Raw genomic sequence first — 12,125 nt, 5'->3', positions numbered from 1 at the left:
CTAAGCAAATCACTGAGAATCAAAAGATATAAATATTTTATCATTTTTTTAAGAGCACGAATTTCTAAGTCTAAACGAAAGCCATTACTTTTCGAGAGAATACATTTTACTTATGAAAGCACTACAGATCATCATTATACTGCACTTTGTACTTATTAGCTCCTGCCAAACTGGTAAACTAGACAACATCACAGATTTACCTTTTGGAATGAAGGAAGCCTCTGCCCTAGAATATACGGCCAATGATCGTTTATTATGGGTTATTGAAGATGCCGGCAATCCCAATACCCTTTTTGCTCTTGACGGTAAAGGACAATTGAGCAAGACGCTTGAGGTGGAAGGCGCAATTAATACCGATTGGGAAGATCTTGCCTCCGATTCTGAAGGCAACGTCTACATTGGCGATTTTGGCAATAACGGAAAAGATCGAGAAGATTTTCAAATCTATAAAGTTGAGCGTCCCGGGAAAGAAGACAAAACCTGCAAGGCTGAAACCATAGCTTTCAAACTTCCTGAGGATATGGAGTCCATGGATTTTGAAGCATTCTTCTTATTTAAGAACCGGTTTTATATTTTCAGCAAAGATGACAAACACGGGGTGATGATTTCCGTAGAAAACAACATTGGGAACCAAGTTGCCAAAGAGGTGATTAAATTTAACCTCGATGGTAAGCACGATAAAGTGACCTCTGCCGACATTAGTGCCAATGGCAAAACAGTTGTGTTATTGAACCACGAGAAAGTTTGGAAACTTACCAATTTTAAATCTGATGCTTTTTTTGAAGGTACGGTTGAAGTCATAGGATTTGATCACGACTCACAAAAAGAGGGCATTGTCTTTATAAGGGAAAACGAAGTTCTAATTACTGATGAACAAAAAGGTCATGAAGGTGGAAATTTATATCGTTTTGAGTTATGATTCAAACTCATATTCTGAAGGATTTCTTCGCTCCAAATTGTTTATGTAATTATGAATCACCTCAAGATCGGCTTCATTGTCATGGTTTTTAAGGGCATCGGTCTTTAGGTTCTGAATTTCGGCAATAATAGATTCCTTGTAAGACTCTTTAAGCACCTCTCGACTCTGCAATAAATACTGAAGCATAATAAAAAGCTTTTGCACAATGATAATGTCATGTTTGCAATAGGTACGAAGTGACGCCATAACATTGTACAACAGTTGCTTAAAACTAACGGTTTTTATAAAAATGAGCGCCTCATCGTCTTCATTAAAATAGTAGCTCACATCTTTCTTTTTCATGCGTAATGCAAAAAGCTCGGTCAAATAATCAATAGCATTAATACATGTTCCTGGATCATTAATTCCTGGTGACATTGCTTTTAAAGCAATCTCGGTAATTTGCTTAAAAGCGAGCACATAATTATCTTCAATAAGTTCATCTTTAGAGAAGGTGATGGTATCTAACATCTCTTTTTCTAGCTCATCATCATTGATTTCTCCTTTGTACCGTATTACAGGAATGCCTCGAAGTACGTAGGCGCCTTTTATAGGTACAATTTCTACTCTTAAATTATGCTCTTTGACAATTTCGGCCAAAGATTTTAAGCTTACATCCTGCAAATAACCGGTATCATCGGCCATAATTTCTTTCCAATCTGATGTGTCGCCAAAATCAATATCGAGTTCTTTCTCTGCCTCTATTAATTTATCCAATCGTCCTTTTGAGGTTTTAAAGATTTTATCCATGATTGTATTCACCTGAATCTCTTGAGAGATCGAATGAATAAAGTAAATGAATGCGCCTAGACTCAAGGTCATAAAAATAATACTCAATAACACAGAAAAGCCTGGTAATTGGTATTTGTCACCAGTAGGGACAATGGAGACTAAGGTGAAAATGGAATACAGCAATGTGCCGTTATAAATACCAAGAATAATTTGATGTCTTCTATTTGAAATAAGTCCTGGTAGTAATCTAGGAGAAAAATTACTAGAGGCTTGATTAAGCAATATCATCACAAGTGAAAAGCTAAACACCATTATAGAAATAAGTCCGGCAATAAAAGTAGTTAGCAGACTTCTGGCTGTTTCTACATTATTTACCACTAAAACAGGTGCATGCTCCACAAGATATCTTGAAGCCCCAAGACTTTCCATCACAATCATAAAGAAGGCAAAAACCAACCCGAACAAACTGATCAGTGAGGGGTAGAAAGCGATATTACTTTCTAGATTGGTAAAATATTTAAGAACAATATATAAATAACGTTTCAAAGATTCTGCTTTTAGAAATTAAGTCCAAAACCAAAGGTAAACCAAAGGCCTTCATCTCCGTGAAATAAATTGAAAGTTCCTGACAAACTATCTGCTGCGGTAATCCATAAGCCTCCTCCATAATCGTTATGCCATTTGTCTGAAAAATCATTTTCAATCCAAACTCGACCTACGTCAAAACCTCCAAACACTCCCAGTTGCAGTGGTAAAGTATTGGTTTTAATGGCATTAAAACTGTATCTTAGATCGGTACTCCCAACAAAAGAATTTCTCCCTGTAAAACGTTGCGCGCGATATCCTCTTAGCCCACTTTTTCCGCCAATTCTTGACGCTTGGTAAAACTGAAATCCGTCTCCAATTCTTAATTGGGTTCTTACATCGGTTTTTAATACCAATTTTCTATTTCTTGAAATCGAATTGTAAAACCCAAGGCTAGAGTTTACATATCCATATAAATTTTCAATAGTATTAAATTCAGTTTTCGCACCAACGTTCAGTAAAAATGTCATCCCTCGTGAAGGACTATTTTTCTTATCAAAACTCTCGTAATTATATTCTGCTTCTAATGCGCCAAAGAGACGTCTTTCATAGAAATCAGTATTTTCACTTGATACAAAATCAGTAGTAATAAACCTATTGGCCGTATCTCCAATCTCAATGGCTTCAAAAACGGCCCTAAACCCATAATCACTACCAAAACTCCCTTTTTTAATAATCCCTGCTCTGGCACCATAGATGCTTGTCTTGACGCGATTATAATCAAAGTCTAACTCGTCATCACGATTGACTGTTTCATTTCCGAAGCCAAAAAAATTGTTCGTAAAGTTTTCGGAGGTAAATTGTCCGCCTATTTGCAAGTTCCAATCGTTCATGATATTAGCAAACTCACCTTCGTACTTCAAAGAAAAACCACTTGTCGCAAAGTAATATCCGCCCTTAAAACGGTGCTGTTGAGAAAATGGATTACGCTGAAAGCCATTGGTAGTTGAGGAAAACGCCAACCCAAGGGAAATCCCGTCATCTGGATTAAATCCTAATACCGGTGTAAACACTTTATTCTTGGAGATGTTTTTTTGATAATCAAAAAGATTGAGTGTGTACACATCTGTAAATCGCTCTGTACCTCCTTTATTTTTCTTAACCGTATTCTCTTTACTTTCGTGATCATAGAACTTCACCCTTCTTCCATTTTCTATGATGTACGTGTCATTTTCCTGACCACCGATAAGCCTTATAAAAATAGGGTTATTGGCTTTTCCTGTCACTTCAAACACATCGGTATCATCAAGACCATAAACCCATATTTCTTTGGTGATGTTCTTGTCAAACACTTTATCTACAACCACTTCGCCTTTTTCACCATCCTTAATTCGAGAAATTTTCACACGCGTCTTATTATTTCCCACTCGGGTGATCTCTATATAATCATCTTTATCTGTACCCGATAATATGGCCAATTTATTAAGGTGCTCATAGTATCTATTGGCAATATCTACCAGATTACCACGTCTGCCTTTCAACTTGACTTTGATTTCTTGCAAGGTACTATCCTGTGCGGCCTCTGGCACTTTTGTAAATGCCCTATCGATGACCTCATCAGTGATGTGTTCTTCGAGAAATTTTGCATGCTTAATCCATGTTTCACGCTCTGAAGCTTGAACCAGTACACGATCTAATTTGATCCCAGCAGCATTCATCCAATCAATATTCTTAAGCTCTTCATCATACACTTGCAATTGCTTGGCTGGTCCAGCAATAATACGCATCACATCTAACAAAGAACCATCAAAATTAGAAAACACTTGATCTCTATCTCTTGGAATAGGTCTAAACAGTTTATCTCCATTTTCTTGGTCAAATTGAGCCCAACGCCATTGATCTTGATGACGATCCCAATCGCCAATAAGCATATCAAATAAACGCGCTCTTATATAAGCATTCTCATCAATTTTGTACTTCTCGTCCTCTCTAACTTTTTCAATAATGTCGTGAGTACTTTCAATATCATCGGCATATCCAAAATTACGCTCCTTGGTGTAGTTATCTTCTGGCCGCTCTTCTATCATGTAAAGTTCCCCTCCATAATCTACATTGTATCGCCCTAAGTATTTGTGCTTCGGAATAAAGTACAATTTTGGATTGGTATGGTATATTTCGGCTGCATCAGATAAATCTGGCACCACAGTAAATGCATAAGGATGAGCTGCGGTATAAAAATCGAAGATGAGCTCCTCAACAGCCGTTTTCTCAAATTCATCCTGAATATAAGTGTCTTTAAACAGGACTGTTTGTAAATACTGTGTTGCACTTTTCTTGAGTGCTCTCATGTTGAGCTCACGACCATCCTTAGTTTTTAAACGCAAAGATCTCGTTTGGTGACCTCCTCCAGCGCGTACAATTTCCAATCCACCGTACAGGGTATCCAATGTGGCCACTTTCGCTTTAATCTTTGTACTGTAAATGTGGCGGTAGTGCTCGCCCCACACCGACTTAAAAAAGTCTGATTTTTTAGTTTGCTCAGCGGTATAGACCGATGTTTCCACTTCTTGCGGAAAACTATCGGGTAAATTTGACACATCAAACGCTTCGGTAGGTGTCATGATCTCTTTAACAAAAAGCTTTTTGGGTTTGCCATTTTCCTCACCGTAAAAAGAGACCCAACTGCTGCCATCCTTATAAATTGTGAGTTCTGCAAAACCTTGTTTTCCGTAAGAGAACAAACCAGTATCTGCTAGCGTCGCATAAGATTCTTTAGCACCTGATCCTGAAACGATTTGCTTAATATTTCCCTTTTCATTGTATTGCAACGTATGCTCATGACCAGAAACAAACACCAACTTATCAGCGTCAAGAGCTAAGGTCTCAATTCTATTCATCAAGTTATTGTAGCTTTCGTTGTAACGATCTTGAATGGATACACCGCCTTGGGTTCTAATTTGGGTCGCTAAAGAACTCAAAATAGGTATCGGAATCTTTTTTTGAGTGGGAAACAGATGCTTTGAAATAGCATAATTACCCCCATGAACTCCGTTTGTATACATGGGATGGTGCATGGCAAATACAATCGTTTTGTTTTGCGCCTTTTTAAGCTCCCCATCAAGCTCTAAGAAAAAACGCTCTCGGGTTTTGATCTCGCAATTATCATTCATGGTAGGATGACGGTTCCAATTCTCGAGATACCATTGCGTATCAATGACGATGAGCTGTACCGTCTCACTGACGTCTATACTTACCAGCGGACATCCTTTTTCTGGCTGAAACGTATTTTTACCCAAAGCATCGTCAACGTATTTTTCTTCTAAACGCAAGCCTTTTGGTCCATCGGCATACCAATCGTGATTACCAGGGATAAAAACAACCTCACCCTCAAAATTATCTACAGATTTAATTTGCCCATTAAGGGCATTTTCAGCAGTTGCTCTTCCTTTTTGGCCTTCTTTTGGAAGACCTGCAGGATAAATATTATCACCTAAAAATATCGTGTAATCACCTTGTGTTTCGCGCTCTGCGATATGTTTATTGAAAACAGTAAGCGCTGTGCTCATGCCACCTTGCGGAGAGGTTCCTGCGTCGCCAACAAGATAAAATGTCTTTTCGATCTCTTTGTCTGGCAACTCAATGATTTTATCTTCCTCATTGCGGTATTGAGCCTTGTAAGTGGCACAAGCATTGAGAATTGCTAAAGAAATGATGATAAATGCTATTCTATATAACTTCATTCGTTTTGTCTTAATCTTTTAAACGTTTCAAGATAATCCTTACTGTATTTATAAAAAACCTATCGTAAACCATCTATTTTTTTTCCCACAAGCTATCTGTAAAATAATGCTTACAATCCAAAAAGTGATGATTGACTTTAAAGTTGGTTAGCTCTGCTAAGGTCTCTATTTCTTCAACATCATATTTTTTTGAAAGTTCCGTCCAAATCAATTCGTTCTGATTAAAATGAATGGTTGTATCCAAAGCTTTTAAATACACAGATTGCTGTTTAAGACTCACTATAAAACTTTTTACCTTACCATTATCTGGGTCATAATGGCAATAGAAATCAAAATCGTCTATTTTAAAATCGGCATCAAATTCTCTATTTATCCGTATCAACAGGTTTAAGTTGAACCGCTTTGTAATACCACCTTGATCATAATAAGCATTGTGAATGGTAATGGGATTTTTCTTCAAGTCTAGCCCTATCAGTAATTTATCACCAACGTTCATACTGCTGTTAAACAAGTTGAGCAGGTCTAGAGCTTCCTCTTTTGGATAATTACCAATATTACCCCCTAAAAACAAGAGCAAATTGGGCGTGCTTTGTTTACCAATCTTTTCAATAACCTCAAAATAATCTCCCGTCTTGGGCGTGATGGATAAATCAGGTAAGCGCTCCTTTAGCTTTTCTTGCAAAATATCATTGGCCTCTTGAGATATATCAATAGGCATGTACGTAAAATCAATTTCGGCATTAACTAGATATTCCAGCAGCTTAAAAGTTTTAAATCCGTCACCTGCTCCCAGTTCAATAATATTGAAGGGCTCAGAAAATTTTAGTTTTTCTACAATTTGTTTGGCCTGTAAGGACAGTATTTCAAATTCAGAATCTGTTAGATAGTATTCTGGCATTTGCATGATTTCTTGAAAAATGCGGCTGCCGTTATCGTCATAAAAGTATTTAGAAGATAACTTTTTTTGTTCTAGTGATAATCCCTTGATAACATCTTGGGCAAATGGATGGTTCATATCTTATTTTGCTAATCGTATTCCTGAGAATTGCCATCTCATATTAGGGTGAAAAAAATTGCGGTATGTTGAACGGCTGTGATTTGGACAAGTCGCTATAGAAGCGCCTCTCAACACCATCTGGTTAATCATAAATTTTCCGTTATATTCACCTAAAGCGCCTGGTGCTTTAGAGAAACCTGGATAAGGGAGATAAGCGCTATTGGTCCACTCCCAGAGTTGTCCAAATTCAAAAAGACTCGAAGCTGCTTCCCATTCAAATTCTGTTGGCAATCGTAAATTTCGCCATTCGGCATAAGCAAAAGCCTCATACATGCTCACATGCATGACCGGTTGATCTGGATGTACTTTCATAAAACCATCTAAGGTATATTGGTGCCATTCGCCCTCAACCTCATGCCAATATTCTGGTGCTTTGATATTATTTTGCTGAATGAATTCCCATCCTTCGGCATGCCATAAATTAAAGTCTTGATAACCGCCAGCCTTCATGAATTCTAAATATTCTCTATTGGTCACCAATTGGTCACTTATCTCATAGGCATTCAAAAACACTTTGTTATGGCCTAACTCGTTATCATAGCAGAATGTTTCTTCTGTATGACCTATATCGTAAAGTCCTTTATTTACTTTTAACCATGTTGAAGGTTTTGAAATTTCAGCTAAAGTCAAATCATTCTTCAATAGAGGGAAGGTAGGTTGGTTTCCTAAAATGTATTTGATATCATAACAAAACAACTCTTGGTGTTGTTGTTCATGCTGAATGCCCAATTGAACCACAGTCATGGCTTTTTCAGAAGGATGACCTTCTAAAAATGAAATCATAGCGGCGTCAACATAATCGCGATAAGCGTAAACGTCCTCTACTGGAGGCCTGGTCATCAATCCCCGATTAGGTCTTAATACGCGCTTGCCAGCATTATTATAATAACTGTTGAACAAATAAGCAAAATCCTCGTCGTAGATTTTATAACCCTCACTAAATTCTGAGAGTACAAATTGCTCAAAAAACCAAGTGCTATGGGCTAAGTGCCACTTTGGAGGTGACACAAAAATAGCGGGTTGTACAGAGTAGTCCTCTATCTTTAAATCTTCACAGATTTTGAGAAATCGGGCTCTTGTTTCAATAAATTGCTTTTTAAGCATGTGATATTTTATAATGGATTGGCTGTATTCAAAGTTACGATTCAAATCAAATGCTTTCTACGCAAAAAACTTGATGCTAATGGGTTTTATTTTGTCTGAAAAAAATGATAATTTACAAATATTAAACGCATTTGTGTTAAAAATATATCAAAAACGTTACCATGTTATTTCGTAGTTTTACATTCTGAATTTAATATTATTCTATGGCATCTGAACTCATTACCAAAACCGAACAATTTGTTTTTGACCTTTTCAAAAAGGAACTTGATCCCTCATTCTTATATCATAATTATAAGCATACTGAGCGTGTTTTAAAAAGCACACGAGAACTTATTGAGCATAGTGAGCTATCTAGCCAAGAAGAAGAAATTCTCGAACTAGCAGCCCTTTTACACGATACCGGATACACCAAAGGTACCGAAGATCATGAAGAGCGCAGTGTAGAAATTGCCACAGAATTTTTAAACAAACACAATGTTGACAAAGCGATTATTGATGGCGTTAACAAGTGCATCATGGCCACTAAGTTTAAAGATTCTCCCAAGACAGAACTTGACAAAATCATTAGGGATGCAGATGCCTCTCATTTTGGCAAGGAGTATTTTGAAGAAGCAAGTGAGTTTTTGAGAAAGGAATTAGATCTAAGAAACATCAAAAGTTATACTGCTCCAGAATGGCGCGAAGAGAACATTAAGGTACTTGCCAAACAGCACCAATTTTACACCGATTATGCTTTAAAAAATTGGGAAGAGACCAAAAGTGATAATTTAGGAAAGCTCTTAAAAGCTAAGAAAAAGATTAAAAAGAAATACAAGAAAGAGGAAATGAAGGCCAAATACAAGGCCCAATATAAAAATGAAAGTCCAGAACGTGGCATTCAAACCTTTTACCGTGTAGCACTAAGAAACCATATCAAATTGAGTGATATTGCCGATACTAAAGCTAACATTTTACTTTCGGTAAATGCCATTATCATTTCTTTGGTTCTAGCAAATTTAATTGCCACTTTAGATAATAATGCCTACCTCATCTATCCAACGGCTATTTTTACCTTGTTTTGTGTAGTCTCTATGATTCTATCCATTATCGCAACAAGGCCTAATATTACAAGTGGAGAATTCACAAAGGAAGATGTGGAGAATAAGGAAGTCAATTTAACCTTCTTCGGAAATTTTCATAAAATGAAACTGAATGACTTTGAATGGGCCATCTCCGAACTTTTAAAAGACAAAGAATACGTGTACAAGTCACTTACCAAGGATTTGTATTTTCTAGGAGTGGTATTAGAGCGAAAATATAGAATCTTAAGAATTACTTATACCGTGTTTATGACGGGGATTATTGTTTCGGTAATCGCTTTTGCTGTAGCCCTAAAAACAAACGGAAGGGATTTTGAAGATGTATTACCTAAAACCCCAGGAATTCCTGTGGAAACGTCTGATATCAACACTAACCCAATAGATACTTATTGGGTTTAAGCGCTAATCTCTTTCATAAGGTCATCATAGGTAAATAAGGCCTTCTTCGTCTTATCATCAATACTACTCTGGTAAAGAATACTTACCCTAATAGCTTTAAGCCCTGTGACCCCTTGCAGATTTTCAAGTTCTAAAATTTCAACATCATCGTTTAGAATGTCTTTAGACTGCAAGAAATTCACATATTGAAGGTACTCTTCTTCATCCTCTTTTTGAGAATAAACGATGGTGATTTTTCCATTTTGGGTGGCGCGTTCTTCTGTACCTTTTATAAATGCTTTGTCAACACGCTTTTTAACCACTTCATATCTGGCATTGTAAGTACCATCTACATCAAACTGTTTTTCATCCATTCTAAATCTTATGGATAAAGGCTGGTTAAATACCAATATCATCGAGGCCACATTTAGCGCAATAGGATATTCATGTCTATTTTGATAGTAGGCATTTTCCATTTCACACATGACCTGTAGCTGCCATAAACGAAGATTATAAAGATACACTTTGCTAAAACTATCTGCTCTAGTAATGGCTTCTCCAATGTACATGTTATGTTCAACGCCATCCGTTTTGTAACGCTCAAAATAGTGCGGATACATGTCTTGCGCTTCTTCTTGTTTTTGGTCAATCAATAAAGCCATGTTTTTATTGATGAGTGCCACCGTTTCATCGTAATTCTTTCGGTAGTAATAGATCAATTCCATCTCTTCATCAATCTTATCAAAATACTTTTCGATATCTGCTCTAAACTCTCCCGAATCATCGTTTTCACACTTAAATTTCAAAATGGGCTCGATCTCTTTTTTAAGAAAAGTCACAATGCGCTGTTCACTATCGACCTTAAAGTCGGAGTTAAGTTCATCTGAAAAAGTATTCAACTGAAACAAGATTTGATCATAGACCGGTAAAGATTCACTATCCATTATTTTTTTCATAATCTTGGATACGTAACTCAATTGTAGCGACAAGTCTTTTTTGGTGGCCTGATTTCTAGCATCAGAAGATCCTTGAACATCAATTTGCCCAAATAACGGGTAAATGTTATTGAAAACAATCTCTCGAAACATAGCCTTGTCTCCAAATCGCTGCTTGTCCTTTAAAAATTGATATGCAGCATCCCTAAATTTCCAATAGACACTGGGATGAATCGAAGTACACTCTTGCTGGATCACAGCCTCTATTAAATTCTCTTCTTCAGCTTTTGAACGCAACACCGAAGACACAATAAAAGGCATGACATCTTTAAGTTTATTGGCATTAACGCTATTTAAAGCTTTAGGTGTTTTTGAGACCAACTCCAGAACACCCATAAGGTCTCCGGCATACGAGATTGGTGCAAAAATGGCGCTTTTAATTCCTTGTTCATGTAATGTTTGATACTGAGCTTCTCCTTTAGATTGCTCAAAGTATTTATCCACATCAGAAATGGTAAAGAAGCTTTTTTCGGTTAAGAGCTTTTTATAAGATCCCTCACAAAGTGCAGATACACAGTCCTTACTATCTTCATTTAATAAGAGAAAGCTATTGATCCCCTTATCCATAACATGTTCAAAAGTGTCTTCAGATTTATTATAAATCACAAATCCCACTCCAATATCTTGAATATCGAACAAAGAGCGAAACGTCTTCTCAAAGTTTTTTATAAAATAATCACTTTGACTTTTTACAGAAATCAACAAATTAGATTTAATTTCTGAAATGGCATGATCAATAGTGATATCGAACATATTGTTAATGACGAATCCTTTAAAGAGATAACTATTTGGTGGAAATTTTTTGTGCCAAAGCGAAATATCATCAAAATTATCTAAAAGCTCGTTGTAATCTTCTTCGGAAATATTAGGGGCTGATTCTTTTTTTATGACCTCAGTAAAATCTGCATTATACAATATTTTATACTGTCTTAAATGGCCTTTTTTATCTGGAATTTCATAATAAAATGGACGCTTAAAATTTAAATCGTATCCATATACTGCATGTAGTATAATGGTGCAGGCCATAACATACCTGTCATTCTCAGGAAGATTGATGACCTTGAGATTGAAATCTTCTCCAGCATCTTCTATAATGCTTTTAAACCGCTTAGAAGAGCTAAAAATCAAACTATGGAATGGTACTGAGGCATTTTTAATCTCATTTCTCGTCAAGATCTCATTAAAAGAATCTTGAAGAATAAAATTGATTTCCTCTTTGTATTCTTTAAGATATTTAACCTCGCTAAAACCGTCTCTTAAAATTGGAGCTGTGCTTTGCTTGTTGAGAATACGTTGCGCTTTTTTTGCAAGAAACTCATCGTCACTTTCAGCTAATTCTTCATAATACTCCAACAATTTGTTAAAGCTAATGTTTAGCTCAAAAGGCAATTCTATATTTTCATTAATATCTGTCATGACAAAAAAATCCTCAATTAAAGGTACAAAATTATGCGTTTAGTCGATGACAAGAACTTGTTCTTACGCTTAATTTTATAAGTATCCACAATATTTTTGAATCAAAAAATTAAGGAACACTATAATTCAATCATGATACGT

At 36.3% G+C, this 12,125-nt stretch carries 7 protein-coding genes; 2 read left to right on the top strand and 5 right to left on the bottom strand.

The window, feature by feature from the left end:
• Nucleotides 1-112: 112 nt before the first annotated feature.
• Nucleotides 113-919, top strand: coding sequence for a hypothetical protein (locus P176_RS0111950; RefSeq protein ID WP_037348920.1), 807 nt, complete (start codon nucleotides 113-115; stop codon nucleotides 917-919).
• On the opposite strand, the gene P176_RS0111945 is transcribed toward P176_RS0111950, so the two are convergent.
• From P176_RS0111945 to egtB, 4 genes are all read right to left on the bottom strand, one after another.
• Nucleotides 914-2,236, bottom strand: a complete 1,323-nt coding sequence (locus tag P176_RS0111945; RefSeq protein ID WP_026754925.1) for a DUF2254 domain-containing protein — start codon at nucleotides 2,234-2,236, stop codon at nucleotides 914-916. The two genes, P176_RS0111950 and P176_RS0111945, sit on opposite strands and share 6 nt — an antisense overlap.
• A gap of 11 nt (nucleotides 2,237-2,247) precedes the next feature.
• Entirely contained in the window at nucleotides 2,248-5,955 is a 3,708-nt protein-coding gene (locus P176_RS0111940; RefSeq protein ID WP_026754924.1) for a metallophosphoesterase, read from the bottom strand.
• A gap of 73 nt (nucleotides 5,956-6,028) precedes the next feature.
• On the bottom strand, nucleotides 6,029-6,970 hold the full coding sequence (locus tag P176_RS0111935) for an L-histidine N(alpha)-methyltransferase (protein ID WP_026754923.1): 942 nt from the start codon (nucleotides 6,968-6,970) through the stop codon (nucleotides 6,029-6,031).
• A 3-nt stretch (nucleotides 6,971-6,973) separates the two neighbouring features.
• Nucleotides 6,974-8,161, bottom strand: a complete 1,188-nt coding sequence (gene egtB / locus P176_RS0111930; RefSeq protein WP_369793770.1) for an ergothioneine biosynthesis protein EgtB — start codon at nucleotides 8,159-8,161, stop codon at nucleotides 6,974-6,976.
• Between the two features lie 158 nt (nucleotides 8,162-8,319).
• Between egtB and P176_RS19405 the strand changes: the two genes are divergently transcribed.
• Entirely contained in the window at nucleotides 8,320-9,594 is a 1,275-nt protein-coding gene (locus P176_RS19405) for a Pycsar system effector family protein (protein WP_081820713.1), read from the top strand.
• On the opposite strand, the gene P176_RS0111915 is transcribed toward P176_RS19405, so the two are convergent.
• Complete coding sequence (locus tag P176_RS0111915; protein WP_026754921.1) at nucleotides 9,591-11,984, bottom strand: cell surface protein; 2,394 nt, start codon at nucleotides 11,982-11,984, stop codon at nucleotides 9,591-9,593. The two genes, P176_RS19405 and P176_RS0111915, sit on opposite strands and share 4 nt — an antisense overlap.
• Nucleotides 11,985-12,125 lie beyond the last annotated feature (141 nt).

Origin of the sequence: Sediminibacter sp. Hel_I_10 (genome assembly GCF_000688335.1) — a bacterium.
In the GTDB taxonomy this organism is placed as follows: Bacteria; Bacteroidota; Bacteroidia; order Flavobacteriales; family Flavobacteriaceae; genus Psychroserpens.
Note: the sequence above shows the minus strand (reverse complement) of the source record. Positions and strands in the feature narration are given on the sequence as shown.

Coding starts and splice junctions, on each gene's coding strand:
- P176_RS0111950 (WP_037348920.1), top strand. CDS start 113: ATGAAAGCACTACAGATCATCATTATACTGCACTTTGTACTTATTAGC.
- P176_RS0111940 (WP_026754924.1), bottom strand. CDS start 5,955: ATGAAGTTATATAGAATAGCATTTATCATCATTTCTTTAGCAATTCTC.
- P176_RS0111935 (WP_026754923.1), bottom strand. CDS start 6,970: ATGAACCATCCATTTGCCCAAGATGTTATCAAGGGATTATCACTAGAA.
- P176_RS19405 (WP_081820713.1), top strand. CDS start 8,320: ATGGCATCTGAACTCATTACCAAAACCGAACAATTTGTTTTTGACCTT.
- P176_RS0111915 (WP_026754921.1), bottom strand. CDS start 11,984: ATGACAGATATTAATGAAAATATAGAATTGCCTTTTGAGCTAAACATT.